Origin of the sequence: Acinetobacter sp. CIP 102529, assembly GCF_000368325.1 — a bacterium.
Classification (GTDB): Bacteria; Pseudomonadota; Gammaproteobacteria; order Pseudomonadales; family Moraxellaceae; genus Acinetobacter; species Acinetobacter parvus.
Genome location: NZ_KB849355.1, coordinates 1,220,645 through 1,236,338, shown reverse-complemented (window position 1 = coordinate 1,236,338; position 15,694 = coordinate 1,220,645). Strand labels below are relative to the sequence as shown.

Here is a 15,694-nt window from a genome sequence, read left to right as displayed (position 1 = left end):
TGAAAATGACTTTAAAATTATTGGCGTGTGAATTACTCTAATGCCTGAATGGTGTATGGGTTTATATAAATAATGTCTGATTTTCTGATTGATGAAGAATTACTTGCCGCGATTGACATGGGTTCAAATAGTTTCCATTTGGCAATCGCTCGTGTTGATCATGGTGAAGTGAAAAAAGTTGCTTCAATGTCAGAAAAAGTACAATTAGCAGCTGGGCTGGATGAAAATAAAAATTTAACTGAAGCTGCGCAACAGCGTGGACTAGCCTGTTTGGCTCGTTTTGTAGGGCGTTTAAGTTCTGTGCCACCCAACCGTTTAAGAATTGTGGCGACCAATGCGCTGAGACAGGCAAAAAATGGCCATGAGTTTATCCAGAAAGCTGCGGAAATCTTGCCAAAACCCATTGAAATCATTGCAGGCCGTGAAGAGGCCCGCCTGATTTATCTTGGTGTCTCACATACCATGGCCAATGGCGGACGACGTTTGGTGGTCGATATTGGTGGTGGTTCAACCGAATTTATTATTGGTGAGGAGTTCGAGCCACTACACACTGAATCTTTGCAAATGGGCTGTGTGGCTTATAGTAAGGCATATTTCCCTGATGGTGAGATTTCCACCAAGGCCTTTGATAAGGCGGTAGTTGCGGCACGCAAGGAAATGTCTGCGATAGCCAATACCTATAAGACTGAAGGCTGGGATACGGTGGTTGGTTCGAGTGGAACCATCAAGGCATGCCGTCAGATTGCAGTCAATTTGGGGCTGAGTGATGAACAGGAAAACCTAACACATGAAGGACTTTCTAAGCTAAAGGATCGCCTGCTTAAATTTAAGCATGTTTCTGAAATTGATTTTGAAGGACTGCGTGAAGACCGCCGAGCAGTTTTGCCAGCAGGTATGGCAATTTTGTATGCAATTTTTGACGTTTTGAATATTGATAAGTTGGCATATTCCGATGGTGCATTGCGTGAAGGCGTGATGTATGACCTGTTGGGTCGTTTCAAGCATGAAGACATTCGTGACCGCAGTGTACAGGCCTTGATGGGGCGCTATAACGCCGATCCAAAGCAGGCTGAACGTGTGGTGAATACTGCCCAGCAATTGTTTGATGGTGTGGCTGGAGCGTTGCATTTAACCACAGAAGACAGTGACTTACTGCGTCGTGCCGCCTATTTACATGAAATTGGTTTGGCGATTAGCCATGGTGGCTATCATCGTCATGGTGCCTATTTGTTGCAGCATTCAGATATTCCAGGCTTCTCACAGATTGATCAAAACCATCTTTCACATTTGGTTTCGCACCATCGGCGTAAACTGCGTGCCGATGCCAAGAATGATGTGTTAAAGGTGGGCGGCAGTCATTTACTTTATCTTTGCCTGTTGCTTCGCCTCGCAGTTTTGCTGAACCATAGTCGCAGTGATCAGATGCTTCCTGCCATTGAACTGAGTGTGGTAAATGATCAACAATGGCAACTCAGCGTTTCTGGCGATGCTAAACAATGGCCTTTACTGGTTGCAGACCTGCATGATGAGCAGGTGCAATTCAAGCATTGGGACATTGAGTTAAATATTCAGTCAGACAAATTTATTGATTAACCATATTGTTATGGATCATTTTTGATTTATGAAAAATAAAGCGACTCAGTCCAAGGCGTGGGCTACGGTTCAAATTGCACGACATCCTGAGCGTCCGCAATTTCTCGATTATGTCAGTGAAATCTTTACTGAGTTTGATGCACTGCATGGCGACCGTTTATATGGTGACGATGGTGCTATGATTGGTGGCTTGGCACGTTTTGACGGACAGCCTGTCATGGTGGTGGGGCAGCATCGTGGTCGTGGCACCCGTGAAAAGCTACAGCACAACTTTGGGATGTGTAACCCTGAAGGCTATCGTAAATCACAACGTTTACTGGATATGGCTGAGCGTTTTAACTTACCTGTGTTTACCTTTGTCGATACCATGGGTGCCTATCCAGGGGTGGGTGCGGAAGAACGAGGTCAGGCGGAGGCAATTGCCACCAGTCTGGCACAACTTTCCAGCTTGAAAGTACCTGTGATTGCTACTGTGCTTGGTGAAGGCGGTTCTGGTGGTGCGCTGGGTATCGGGGTGGCGGACCGCGTGATTATGCTCTCACACAGTATTTACTCGGTGATCTCACCTGAAGGCTGTGCCTCCATTCTATGGAAAACAGCAGATAAAGCGGCTCAAGCCAGTGAAGCACTCGCATTAACTGCCGACAAGCTGAAAGCTTTAGGTATTGTTGAATATGTCGTGGATGAGGGCGACGGGGCACATTTGCAGCCTGAAAAAGTCATGCATGACTTAAAAGATGTGTTAAAACAAGTTCTGGATGAACTGCAACCGATGGATGCTCAAGCAAGATGCGACGCACGTTATCAACGTTTAATGAAGTTTGGCAGCAGCAATTTAGGCATCGCATCCTAACGCAAGTCCAGTATTTTTCTGAATCCACCCAATTCCTGCTTGGGTGTAGCGGCGGCATGGATTCCATGCTGTTGTTGCATCTGATGTCTGAAATTTTTCCAAGCAGAACCCGTGCAATTTATATTGATCATCAACTACAGCAGATGAGTACGGAATGGGGAACGCTGGTACAAAAACAAGCTGAAGTACTGAAAGTTCCCTGCATCATTCAAAAGGTGAAGGTTGAAGCAGGCAATCTGGAACAGCAAGCGCGGCAGGCGCGTTATCAGGCCTATCAACAGCATTTGCAAAGTCATGAAGTTTTAGTTCTGGCTCATCATCAGCAAGATCAGGCTGAAACTGTGTTATTGCGTTTATTTTCTGGCGCTGGAGTAAATGGACTGGCTGCAATGCAGAAAATTGATGTGCGTAAAGGGCTCACGATTTGGCGACCATTTTTGGACTTAAGTCGTGCGCACATTGAGCAATGGTCACAGCAACTGGGTTTTGATTATGTGACTGATCCAACCAATCATGATACCCATTATGATCGGGCATGGTGTCGGGAAGTGCTATGGGATGTTATACAAACTCGCTTCCCAAAAATGCAGGCTGCTATAGCGCGCACCAGTTATCTGATGCAGGATACAGCAGAGATATTGGAGAATGTATTACAAAAGGATTGGCAATACTGCGCCACAGATAATGAAATCGACTTACTTGCGCTTTCTCAATTTTCAGCAGCTCGGCAACGTCAATTACTCTCAGCCTGGGTAAAGGGAGATGATCAGTATCGTCCAAGCTACGATATGGTACAGCGCCTACAGCAAGAGGTGATTCTGGCGAAACCTGATGCACAGGCGACTTTACATATCAACCAGCATTATTATGTTCGCTATCAGAAAAAACTATATCGTTTAACACATGATATATTATATGCGGAAAAGCAATCATCCATTGCAAATGTGTCGTCACAGTATTATGAAATAGGTCAATTTATACAGGTTGCAGCGGGAAAATTCAGGATTGAATCGCAGACGATCGGGCTTTCTCCAAAACTGCTGGGTCGAGAGTTGCGCTTAATCAAGCGGCAGGGTGGCGAAAAAATCCATCTTTATGGGCGGGTTGGGCATTGGCCACTGAAAAAAGCCATTCAGGAAGCACAGATTTTGCCTTGGTTACGTCATACAATTCAAATATTAGTCGTGGATAATGTTATGCTTGGGGGTTTTAGCCCAAAAGGTTTTTGGTTGGCGCACTCTGACTATGTAGAGCATGGCGGTTGGCAACCAGTTTTAATTTCTGACTGTGGTGATTTTTCTCAGCAGTCTTTTTCACATGACGAGTAGGATATGGCGACAGCATTGAATCAAAATATTTGTTTTATTGGTGGTGGCAACATGGCGCAAGCCTTGATTGGTGGGCTGCTTTCCCGCGGTTTACCAACAACACGCATTACGGTTTCTGACCCCGTAGAACAGATTCGTCATGTACTGGAAGAAAAAGGCATTCAAACTACAGCAGATAATCTTGAAGCCATTAAAAATGCGGATGTGGTGGTGTTGGCGGTGAAACCGCAGGTATTGGCAACGGTATTACAACCATTAAAAGGTTTATTGTCGGATAAACTCGTGATTTCAATTATTGCGGGTGCTGAAATTCAAACGATTTCAGATTTAATTGGCGGCAGCCAGCGTATTGTGCGTGTGATGCCAAATACACCTGCGTTGGTGCAGACAGGGGCGCATGGCATTTATGCATCTGAAGCGGTTGGTAAACAGGACCGTGAACTGACCAGCCAGATTCTTGCAGCGACAGGTCTCACCATCTGGTTGGATAATGAGGCGCAAATTGATGCGGTAACCGCCGTATCTGGTTCTGGTCCTGCGTATTTTTTCTATTTAATGGAAAGCATGATCCGTGCAGGCAAGAATCTCGGTCTGGAGGAGAAAGTGGCGACAGCATTGACGTTACAAACGGCATTGGGTGCCGCACAAATGGCGATTACCAGCTCCAACTCACCATCAGAATTGCGTAAAAATGTGACATCTCCAAATGGTACGACTCAAGCTGCATTAGAGGTATTTGACCGTGCGCAGATTTCACAAAATATTCAAGCAGCGCTTGCAGCAGCTCAGAAGCGTAGCCAAGAGCTCGCACAAGAGTTGAGTGACAAGACTAAATCGGTTTAAGTAGGATAAGACAATTATGGGTGCAAGTTCTGCGCTAATTTTTGGTGTTTTGATCAATGTTGCAATTTTATTGGTCTTCTTCCGTTTTTTAATGCAATTGGCGGCAGTCAGTCCATACAATCCTGTAGTGCTTTCAACCGTGAAAGCCACCAAGATTGTGGATGTTTTTAGCCGTATTTTTCCAACGGTGAGCAAGGGTCGTGTCAATCTGGCTGCGGTTGCCTTGCTGGTGGTGCTGTATTTACTGAAAATCTTTGGCCTGATGTATTTGTCTGGACAGATGCCGCATAGTGCCGTGTATCTGGTGATCACGACTTTTGTGACCATGATTCAGGACTTGATCCGTTTCTGCCGCTACCTTATTTTTGCAACCATCATTTTAAGCTGGGTGGTGATGTTTACGCAGACACGTTCACCTTATATTGAAGTGATTCAGGAACTTGCTGAGCCATTGCTTGCACCTTTCCGCCGTTTGTTGCCGAATATGGGGATGATTGACCTGTCGCCAATTTTGGCATTCTTGGCTTTATATATTGCTGAGATCTTAATGAATGAAGCGGCTAAAGTGTTATTAACAGGTCTTTAAGCAAACTGGATTCAATAAAAAATGGGCGAGATGCCCATTTTTTATTTTCTGATGAAACGTTGTCGTATTTTTTGATTCAGTGGATTGGAAAAGTAACGGGCAATGACTGCACCTAGTCCAATCGCAAGTACAAGATAAATCACCAGTAGTACAAGCTTAATATTACCCTGAGTCAATGCGGGCGTATAAAAAAGCTTAAAAAAGCCCAGGATAATCAAGTGGAATAGGTAAATTTCATAGCTATTTTTACCGATATTTTGTAGGAATTTAAAGCGGTCAACCTGAACTTTGGCTTGTTCGTTTGCCACATTTGCCAGAATCACAATTGCAGTACCCAAAGCAAATAGGCTAATTCCCCAAACACAGCTTTCCTTAATCGGCGCAGAAAAATAGATCAGCAGCATCGTACCGATCGCAGCAAATTTAAGGAACGACCATGTGTTTTGATGGAGTTTAAGCTGTGGTGCAATCAATGCCGCAAGGCAGCCAAAGGCAATTCCATCAAAACTGGAAAAATAGTGATACAGATAGGCACCACTTTCCTCACCATAATGTAAATACCTAAAATAAGGACAAAACAGAATCAGGGCGACACAGGCAATCAAAAAAAGAGATTGTCTTTTGAGGAAGAGGGCGGCTAGTGGAAAAAGTAGGTAAAAGACTTCTTCAACGGATAACGACCACAGCACGCCCAGCACATAGTTGACCCAGCCATTTTCGATAATCAGGATATTCATCCAAAAAGTGAGAGCAGCCAAATTTACTGTTGACTGTGCCACCACGATGCCATTAGGTGCCTGGGTCATAAATGGTTTGAGTTCGAATGCGCCTAAAAGATTAACCAAACAGACCAGTAAAATCATAGTGGGCATGATTCGGGCAAATCGTGAGATGTAGAAATCCCGCATATTGATCTGGCTTAGGGTGCCCCAGCGTTTGATAGTATGTGAAGTAATCAGATAGCCTGAGATGACAAAGAACATCGTTACCCCATAGTTACCATTTCTGGCGAATAGGGTGGTGATGTCTTCACCAAAAATCTGGAAATTGATCGAGGTGTCAAACAGTTTGTAAGGGATGTTAAAATGATGCAGCAAGACCAGAAAAATTGAAATAAAGCGTAAAGAATCAATGGAATGATAACGGTTAAATTGAACCTGATTAAACGACATATTGCATTCCTTTCTCCTGTTATGGTTAGTTGTTATAATGGATCGTTTATTGTAATCTCCCTTGCAGCATTAAAAGTATGCTTGTCTGCAAGGGAAAATTTATTGAAGAATGATTACATATTAATGGGCAGCATCCCAGTTCAGTCCCTGTCCGACCTCAACCACCAATGGAACTGAAATCTGAACAACGGACTGCATGACATCCGTAATCTGTCTGGATAGCTCCTCAGCAATTGATTCATCTGCTTCAAATACCAGTTCATCGTGTACCTGCAATAAAAGCTTGGCCTGATCTTTTGGCAGGATTTTATCAACCTCAATCATGGCAATCTTAATGATATCGGCCGCGCTTCCCTGTAATGGTGCGTTAATCGCGGCACGTTCAGCCGCCTTGCGTACCATCATATTTCGTGCATCAATATCTGGTGTATATAAACGGCGCCCCAGTATTGTCTCAACAAAACCCTGTTCCAGTGCAAGCTGACGTGTACGCTGCATATATTCATAAATACCAGGATAGCGGTGGAAATATTGCTTGATATAGTTCTGTGATTCTTCACGGGTAAAGCCCAATTGACGAATCAAGCCAAACTCCGACATGCCATAGAGCAGGCCGAAATTGACGGCCTTGGCCTGGCGACGCTGGTCATTGGTCACATCTTCAATGGCAATGCTCAGTACTTCAGACGCGGTACGGCGGTGTACATCCTGTCCATGCTGGAACGCATGAACCAGTGCATCATCCTGGGAGAAATGTGCCATCAGGCGCAGTTCAATTTGTGAATAGTCGGCTGCCAGCAGTACACGCCCCTCAGGTGCAATAAATGCCTTGCGAATCTGACGGCCAATTTGAGTACGAATTGGAATGTTTTGCAGGTTTGGGTCAGTGGATGACAGGCGGCCTGTCGCGGTCAAGGCCTGATGATAGCTGGTATGCACACGATGTGTCGTATCATGTGACTGTTCAACCAGACGGTCAGTATAGGTGTTTTTAAGCTTTGCCAGTCCACGGTGTTCCAGAATCACTTCGGCTAGCGGATGCTCAATTTTTTCCAGCACACTTTCACTGGTGCTGTATTGTCCAGTTGCTGTTTTCTTGCCGCCTTTGATGCCCAGTTTGTCAAATAAAACTTCACCGACTTGTTTAGGTGAGGCGATATTAAATGCCTCACCTGCCAGTTCGGTGGCCTGATTTTCCAGAGTCTGCATGGTTTCAGAAAATTCAACACTGAGCTGGTCAAGGAAAGCATGATCCAGCTTGATTCCATCTTCTTCCATGCCCGTCAATACCCGAGCAACAGGCATCTCAATGTTATGCAGGATATTGACCAGTTCAGGGAAAGGCTGGAGCTTTGCTGACAGCACCTCATACAGCCGATAGGTGACATGCGCATCTTCAGCGGCATAATGTGCCGCAACCTCAAGCTCAATCTGGTTAAAGGTTTTCTGTTTGGCACCCTTACCAGCGATTTGCTCGAAAGTGGTGGTGAGATGGCTGAGATACACCCGTGCCACATCATCCATACCATGACGTGTTGCCGCTGCATTCAGGACATAAGACGCCAGCATAGTATCGAAATACCAGCCCTGAATGATGATGCCGTGATTGGCAAAGATGTGTGCATCGTATTTTAAATGATGACCGATTTTCCTGATGTTTTCATTTTCAAGAATCGGTTTGATCTGTGCCAAAACAGCTTCACGATTAAGCTGTTCAGGTGCATTTTCATAGTCATGTGCCAATGGAATGTAATAGGCATCGTTTGCGTCAAAGGCGACAGAAAATCCAACCAGCTCTGCAATACGATAGTCCAGACTGGTGGTTTCTGTATCAATGGCAAAGTGATCGGCCTCCTGCATCCGTTGTAACAGGCTGTCCCAATCCTCCTGTTTCAGTACCGTATGATAGCTGGCTGTGCCAAGCTGGTCATCCTGACTGGAAAGGTTGGCATGGTCTTCTGCAATACCATCCTGTGCTACTGTGGATTCAGTGTTTTGCGCAGCTTTCACAATGTTCTGTGAAGTCTGTTGATAGGCAGAGCCATTTGGATTGTTCGGATGATCTAAAGACTGTAACTGGTTACGGAATTCCAGTTCAGTGTAAAGGTCACGCAGATGGTCCACGTTTGGATTGCAGAGCTTGAGTTCATGCCAGTCCAGATTAAGCTCAAGGTCACAGACAATGCTGGCAAGCTGATGGTCAATCTTGATGTTGTCCAGATTGTCCTTGATATTTTGACTGATTTTACCCTTGAGCTGGTCTACATTGGCAATGATATTGTTCAGTGAACCGTATTCATTTAGCAGTTTGGCAGCCGTTTTCGCCCCCACGCCTGGAACGCCCATGATGCCATCAGAGGCATCGCCCATAAGGGTGAGATAGTCAATAATCTGGTGCGGGTGCACGCCAAACTTCTCATATACGCCAGCCTCATCCAGCACGCGGTCCTTGAAGCTGTCTTCCAGTTTGACATGCTCATTGACCAGTTGCGCCATATCCTTGTCGCCTGTTGAGATCAGCACATGGTGACCCTCAAGCACCGCACGTTTTGCCAGCGTTCCAATAATGTCATCCGCTTCTGCACCTGGCAGGCTGTACAATGGAATACCCTGTGCTTTGATTAAGGCATGCAAATACGGAATCTGTTGTGACAATTCCTCTGGCATGCTTGGACGATCACCTTTGTAAATCGGTGATAATTTATGACGAAATGTTGGCTCTGGCGTGTCAAAGATCACCGCCATATGGGTGGGCTGGGTACGGCGCATCAGCTTCTGGATCGCCGAAATGGCACCACGGATTGCATTGGTATGCAGACCAGTCGATGTTGTGAGTGGAGGTAAGGCGTGAAAAGCACGAAATAGAAAATAAGACCCGTCAACCAGGACAAAAGGTGGCATTGCACAAATCCTTATTATGAACTGGCAGCTATTTTACGTGAAAAAGTGGTGGCTGTCCCTGTTGTCGTGTTGAGCAGAGACGATCTATGTCGTTTTAAAAATTGCAGTATTTTGTATGTAAAAATAGCGGCCTATCCAATGATCAAGTAAGATAGCTTCAATGAAGCTGTGATAATTGATATAAACCCATGTATAAAAAAGATAAACAGGGAATGGTCATTGTTCTGGTTGCCTTGACTATATTGCTCGTCAGTGCAATCGCATTTCAATGGCAGGGGACGATTATTGCCGCCGCAATAGGACTAACAGTTGTTATTGTACACATCCTTTCCGAGATTCATCAGCGTTTGCTTCAGCTTGAGCAGGCGGCACCCAGCTATTTTGCCCAGTCTGCTGGTATTGGAATGCAACGCATCGTGATTTATAGCGCGGCGCTGGTTGCGCTTTTTGCCTATGCAAATACATGGATGTGGCTGGCAGGTGGTGCGTTGCTGGTGCTTATGCTCTGCCTGATTCAAACCATCAGCGCCTTTCAAACACGGTTGCTTCATCTGGAACAATATACAAATGCCGATTCAAAAGCAGAAGCTTTAGGTAATATTCAAAATATTGAGATCGACCACACCACACCAACAACTACACCAAGTTTTGAAGCCCAGCATCCAGCGTGGATGCAGGCCAATGTCGCAGCAACTCCAAATATGGATATTCACGATTCCATATCCCCCAACAATCCACCCATAGCGAAAGAACAGGCTTGGTGGCAACCTGCATTCGACTGGATGATACATGGTAATCCAATCCTGCGTGTTGCTGTGGCCGTGTTGATGGTGGGTGTAGTGTTGCTACTGCGTTTTGCCAGTGAACATTGGCAATTGAGTCTGGGTGTCAAACTGGGATTTATTGCCAGTGCGGGTGTTATCACCACCATTGCTGGCTATTGGCTGCAAAAGAAAAACCAGTTGTTTGCAGTTGCCTTGCAAGGTGTGGGTTTAGCCGTTGTCTTTTTAACCCTGATTTTCTCACATCATTTTGCTGTCATAGGCAGTTTAACCACAGCCAGTATTCTGTTTGTCATTTTACTGTTGGTGACGGTTTATCTTAGCTTAAAGCAACAAGCCTTGTATTTGGCAATGCTGGCCTTGAGCATGGCCTATCTTGCGCCATTGGTAATTCCACAAAATCATCCTGATGTGATTTTCCTGTTTGCTTATTACTTGTTAATTAATTTAGCTGTTGCAGCGGTTAATTTTATTCAACCCTGGAAAATCCTGCATCAAATCGCTTTTTTTGCCACCATGTTTATTGGTGGGGCAGTGATTGGAATTTATGCCAAGACGCAGCAATTTGCTACACTGGACTGGATTTTATGGTTGCATATCGCGCTGTTTATCTGGCTCAGTGTCCGTTATAGCCAGTTAATGTTGCGGGTTAAAAACCATGACCTAAATTTAAATCAGGACACAGGGCAGAAAACCCAGCGCTTACAACCCATTCTGGATGTGGGGCTGATTTTTAGTGTGCCTGTACTGGGCTTTTCACTGCATGCCTACCTGATGCATAACTCCACCCAGGCCATGACCTTGGGGGCAGTTGCCTTGGCAATTGTCTATATTTCATTAAATCTGTGGATTAAACGGCAGCATCCACAACTTTCCATCTTGGCAAAAAGCTTCTTTATCCTTGCTGTAGTTTTTGTCGCACTGATTTTCCCATTGGCAAAAGGTGCACACTGGATTTCCACAGGCTGGGTGATACAGGGAACCGCATTAATCGTTTGGGGTGTAACCGAGCGCTATCGTTTGAGCCGTTATATTGGTGTGATCTTGGTATTGTTCAGTTCAGTGGCACTGATTTTTCAGATTTGGTCAAATGATCATTTTCCAATACTCAGTACGGTGATTTATGCTTTAGCACAATTTATTTCAGCATTTTATTTATTGCATTACCAAGAAGTTGAAAAGTATTTTAGCGCACGTATGCTTAGCGGGATTTTCCTTGCGCTTGGCCTGTATGCAGGTGCAGTTGCGGGCGTTGAGTTGATGCAGTGGCAGCAATATGGACTGAGTCCTTATCTTGCGATTGGAACGGTTTTGATGGCTGGTTTTAGCCTTGCTGTTCATTTAAAATCACAATTGCAGTGGGGAAATGTGCAACTGATTTTATTGGGTGGTCTGCTGTTCCTGCTCTATGGGGAAAGTTTCGCGGCAAATGTGTATTCGGTCTGGCATTGGCCGAGTGGTTTAAGCCAGTTCAGCTTTGCCGTAGCTTCGGTTGTATTGGCGATCATGCTGATAACCTTAAAACTCACTTCTTCAAAAGCATATCTGGCGATTTGGTCTACATTGCTTTGGTTGAGTCTGGCAAGTGTTGGTTTAGCTATTTTCCCTATGATGCCAATCCTTGCCCTTGCAATAATCCCTATTATCTACGGTGCTTGGCTGTTTCAAACGAATAGGACACAGTTACTACATCAGCTTCCCGTCTGGTGCCTGACCCTGTTGTGGCTAGTGCTGGTCAACCTTGATGCCTATTCTGCTGAGCAATATTATTTTTTACCGTTGCTGAACTTCACGGATATTCTATCCTTGCTGATGTTCGTTGGTATGATCTGGATTATTTATCATCATGATTTTACCACCGAGCAGTCTGTCGAGTGGGGCTTTAAAGTTACCACCATTTTAATTGGCTTATTGGTGTTGAGCAGCGTGGTGGTTCGTGCCATGCATCATTATCTGGGTACACCATTGTGGGGGTTGGACATTTGGTCAAATGGTGATGTGCAGCTCAGCCTGACTTTATTATGGGTGATTCTGGCATTTATCCTGATGACTTTTTCCAGTCGCCGTCATATCCGCCAAATCTGGTTTGTGGGTGCTGCGTTGTTGGGCATTGTGGTGGCTAAATTATTACTGCTGGATTTGTCGCAAAGTGGTACGTTGACGCGCGTGATTTCATTTATCGGTTCGGGTGCGGTCATGCTGGTGATTGCCTATCTCGCACCTTTGCCACCTGCGTTTGAGGAAAGTCAGAAAGAGGGCTAATCAACTCTCTTTCTGCTCTTTTTTAAGTTCTTTCTGATGGGCATATTGATCAAGCTCATCATCCTCAAGCGGGATTGGTCGGTCAATCAAGCCCATTTTCGGTACAGGGATTTCAATCTGATTTTCCACAAAGCCATTTCGTACCCGTTCCTGCATCTCATCGCGAACCTTTAGGGCATTTTCCTGACGGCACCAGACAGAAAACAGTAATTCAATCGATGATTCCCGAAATGCGGTCACGGTTACGGTTGCCTTTGGGTCATCCATTACCAAAGGATATTTGGCTGCAACTTCCAACAGAACCTGCCTTACCTTAATGATGTCCTCATGGAAATTGATCGCCAGCGTGATGGGAATCCGCCGTATTGGATATTTGGACAGGTTCATCACAGGTGTTCGAATCAGTTGCTCATTGGGTAGGCGAATATAGACATTATCTAGTGTGAGCAGTTTCACAGACAGCAGGTCAATTGAAATCACCTGTCCCTCAATGGTCTGCCCACGAATCAGGGTAATCTGAATGGTATCACCAACTTCAAATGAACCTTCACCGATCAAAAATAAACCGCTGATCAAGTTGGTCGCCGATGTCTGTGATGCAAAACCCAAAGCAACGGTCAGAATTCCTGCTGCACCCAAGAACACGCTGAGTTTAAATCCAGCCTCTCTTAAGCTAGTCATAATAAATAACAGGAAAATAAAATAAAAAATCCCTCTACGCCATAGCAAGCGTTGATGGGCATTAAAACGATTTCCAATTGTACGAATGAAGGCATTAGATACCAGTCTTGCGATTACAAAACCAATAAACACTAAAATAATCGCAACAACGATTTCGCTTAAACGTTCGAAGTTAATATTGGTGAAAATACTGGCGAGACTGCTAGCAACATCCTTTGGAATATTCGAATCAGGCATAGCAACCTCTTAAAAGAATGAATCAAACATATTGAATAATGTACTTCCAGGCGCACGAGGAGGATGTACATAAATCACTTCACCTGCTTGAGTTGGGGTTCTATTCTCAATCCGAATACGTGCTGGATGATCCATACCTTCATAATAGACTTTGATTTGTGAAGTCCATAAACGACCTGTACTTTCACTATAGAACAGGGGAAGAGCAGGAACAGGAACATTCATACGATCAAAACGCAGTTGATGCTGGCTGGTGTTGTGGAACTCAATTGGAGTGACTGCACGGAATGCACGCGGTTTGAGCAGATTTAAGTCAGTGCGCCCATCCACCGAGGTGGCATAACAAATTTCACCATGCTGGGGATCTTTTCCAAACCAGGTATCTTTCGGCTGGATGATGGGAATATCAAATAAAGGTTCAGTCAATCCCCCAACCAAGCCTGCAATCCATAAGGGCGTGCTGATATAAAGTGTTCCACGTTGACCTGCTGGGATATAAATTGGGTCTACAGGCTTGATCACCACCGAACGGTCTGCCAAACGTGGCATTAAGTGAAATGTACTTTGGGTGTTATGGAACATATAACGTTCAATCTTTGCGGGGTGGGGCATTGCAAAATCAGTATCGCTCAGCATTTTCCATTGTTGTTCATAATCGTGCTGACATTGTGGACGATGATATTCCAGCCGCCATTCCTTAATGCCACGGGTCAGCCGAAATAACAGTGAACCGAATTGCCAAGCCTTGGCCTGCTGAATTTCAAATTGTTGTTCTCCCCACCATTTCAAAATGTTGGCATGGGGCGGCTGATATTGCTGCTTTTGATATGAATTATTTTGAGACAAGATGCAAAATTCCTGTGTGAGTATGCTAAACAGACTTCACGCTGTAACTCGCTTAGAGTACACTCAAGCATCTTTTTTATCATTATTTGTATGATGCAAATACTTAAACAAATACAAATTCCTTATAGTTTTGCCAAAAGACATGGCGTTTTGTTACGTTACGAGGGCGATCAGGCATTTATTGTGCGACGCAAAGACACCGCACGGATTGCCTTGCAGGAAGCGCGTCGAATTTTGGGGAAGTCTGCCCATGATCAATTGTGTAGCGATCAGGAATTTCATGCCTTGCTCAGCTCCAGCTATGCGGGTGACACGGGTGAGTCACAACAGGTTGCGGCGGGTCTGGAAGACCATCCTGATTTACTCAGCCTTGCCGATCAAGTGCCTGAAGCCGAAGACTTAATGGATCAGGAAGATGATGCGCCGATTGTTCGCCTGATTAATGCGTTATTGTCAGAAGCGATTCGTGTCAGTGCATCTGATATTCATATCGAGGCCTTTGAGAAAAAACTTTCAGTACGTTTGAGGGTTGATGGGCAACTGCGTGAAATCGTGCAGCCACGCCGTGAACTTGCGCCGTTGTTGGTGTCACGTATTAAAGTCATGGCAAAACTGGATATTGCAGAAAAACGTATTCCTCAGGATGGCCGTATTTCACTGCGTTTGGCGGGCCGTGAGGTTGATGTGCGTGTATCCACCTTGCCATCCTCTCACGGTGAGCGAGTAGTAATGCGTTTACTCGATAAGCAGGCTGGGCGTTTAAACATGACCCACCTGGGCCTAATGCAAAATGACTATGAGCGTCTGACCCAACTGGTACATCGTCCGCATGGCATTATTTTGGTGACAGGCCCGACAGGTTCGGGGAAAACCACCACACTTTATGCGGCATTGTCTGATCTCAACGACAATACCCGCAATATCCTGACGGCCGAGGACCCAATTGAATATCAACTTGAGGGGATTGGACAGACACAGGTTAATACCAAGGTGGATATGACCTTTGCCCGTGCCTTGAAAGCGATGTTACGTCAGGACCCTGACGTGGTAATGGTGGGGGAGATCCGTGACCTTGAGACGGCTGAAATTGCGGTACAGGCATCACTGACAGGTCACTTGGTACTCTCCACACTACATACCAATACCGCCATTGGTGCAGTGACCCGCTTAAAAGATATGGGCATTGAACCATTCTTGTTGGCGAGCTCCCTGATTGGTGTGATTGCTCAGCGTTTAGTGCGTACCTTGTGTCCACATTGTGTGACTTGGCGTAAGGCCGATGATTTTGAACGACAGGTTTTCCAGCATTTAAATGTGGATCAACACATGGAATTGCCTGAACCTAAAGGGTGTGAGCAATGCTCTCATGTTGGCTTTAGTGGCCGAACTGCAATCTATGAAATTGTCCCTGTGGATGAATCTTTGCGTCGTTTGGTTCATGGCAATGCGGCTGAATATGAACTGGAAAACCATGCGCGCCGTTACGCAGGTTCAATTCGTGATGATGGCTTAAGAAAAGTCTTGGCTGGTAAAACCACTCTGGAAGAAGTGTTGAGAGTGACCAATCAAAGTGAAGAGGTTTAGGAATAGGTCGTAGACAGTACTTAAAT

11 protein-coding genes are annotated in these 15,694 nt (G+C 45.1%); 7 read left to right on the top strand and 4 right to left on the bottom strand.

Features of this window, described 5'->3' with window-relative positions; all coding sequences use genetic code 11:
* Nucleotides 1-72 precede the first annotated feature (72 nt).
* Genes ppx through F972_RS11200 form a run of 5 tightly spaced genes read left to right on the top strand, consistent with a single transcriptional unit; the run spans nucleotide 73 to nucleotide 5,203 of the window.
* On the top strand, nucleotides 73-1,593 hold the full coding sequence (ppx, locus tag F972_RS11220; RefSeq protein ID WP_004683034.1) for an exopolyphosphatase: 1,521 nt from the start codon (nucleotides 73-75) through the stop codon (nucleotides 1,591-1,593).
* Between the two features lie 28 nt (nucleotides 1,594-1,621).
* Nucleotides 1,622-2,446 (top strand): acetyl-CoA carboxylase carboxyltransferase subunit alpha, encoded by an 825-nt coding sequence (locus tag F972_RS11215; protein WP_004683033.1) that lies wholly within the window; start codon nucleotides 1,622-1,624, stop codon nucleotides 2,444-2,446.
* On the top strand, nucleotides 2,383-3,774 hold the full coding sequence (gene tilS, locus F972_RS11210; RefSeq protein ID WP_081399046.1) for a tRNA lysidine(34) synthetase TilS: 1,392 nt from the start codon (nucleotides 2,383-2,385) through the stop codon (nucleotides 3,772-3,774). The genes F972_RS11215 and tilS overlap by 64 nt, the downstream gene beginning before the upstream one ends.
* 3 nt (nucleotides 3,775-3,777) lie before the next feature.
* The gene (proC, locus tag F972_RS11205) at nucleotides 3,778-4,617 is read left to right on the top strand and encodes a pyrroline-5-carboxylate reductase (RefSeq protein WP_004683030.1); all 840 of its coding nucleotides are present in this window, start codon (nucleotides 3,778-3,780) and stop codon (nucleotides 4,615-4,617) included.
* Nucleotides 4,618-4,633: 16 nt separating this feature from the next.
* On the top strand, nucleotides 4,634-5,203 hold the full coding sequence (locus tag F972_RS11200) for a YggT family protein (RefSeq protein WP_004683029.1): 570 nt from the start codon (nucleotides 4,634-4,636) through the stop codon (nucleotides 5,201-5,203).
* A gap of 41 nt (nucleotides 5,204-5,244) precedes the next feature.
* Here the strand turns inward: F972_RS11200 and F972_RS11195 are convergent, their stop codons facing one another.
* Both F972_RS11195 and polA read right to left on the bottom strand, forming a co-directional pair.
* Nucleotides 5,245-6,375 carry an acyltransferase family protein gene (locus F972_RS11195; RefSeq protein WP_004683027.1) on the bottom strand — a complete coding sequence of 377 codons (1,131 nt, stop codon included), beginning with the start codon at nucleotides 6,373-6,375 and terminating at the stop codon, nucleotides 5,245-5,247.
* 120 nt (nucleotides 6,376-6,495) lie between these two features.
* Entirely contained in the window at nucleotides 6,496-9,276 is a 2,781-nt protein-coding gene (gene polA, locus F972_RS11190) for a DNA polymerase I (protein WP_004769804.1), read from the bottom strand.
* A gap of 188 nt (nucleotides 9,277-9,464) precedes the next feature.
* On the opposite strand from polA, the gene F972_RS11185 reads away from it, so the two are divergent.
* A complete protein-coding gene (locus tag F972_RS11185) occupies nucleotides 9,465-12,320 on the top strand; it encodes a DUF2339 domain-containing protein (RefSeq protein ID WP_004683024.1) in 2,856 nt (951 codons plus the stop codon).
* Here F972_RS11185 and F972_RS11180 read toward each other — a convergent pair whose 3' ends face one another.
* Complete coding sequence (locus F972_RS11180; protein ID WP_004769803.1) at nucleotides 12,321-13,238, bottom strand: mechanosensitive ion channel family protein; 918 nt, start codon at nucleotides 13,236-13,238, stop codon at nucleotides 12,321-12,323. It lies immediately after the preceding gene.
* A 9-nt stretch (nucleotides 13,239-13,247) separates the two neighbouring features.
* A complete protein-coding gene (locus tag F972_RS11175) occupies nucleotides 13,248-14,084 on the bottom strand; it encodes a hypothetical protein (protein WP_004769802.1) in 837 nt (278 codons plus the stop codon).
* Between the two features lie 93 nt (nucleotides 14,085-14,177).
* Between F972_RS11175 and gspE the strand changes: the two genes are divergently transcribed.
* Nucleotides 14,178-15,668: a type II secretion system ATPase GspE gene (gspE, locus tag F972_RS11170; RefSeq protein WP_004675720.1), complete on the top strand. Its 1,491-nt coding sequence runs from the start codon at nucleotides 14,178-14,180 to the stop codon at nucleotides 15,666-15,668.
* Nucleotides 15,669-15,694: the final 26 nt, after the last annotated feature.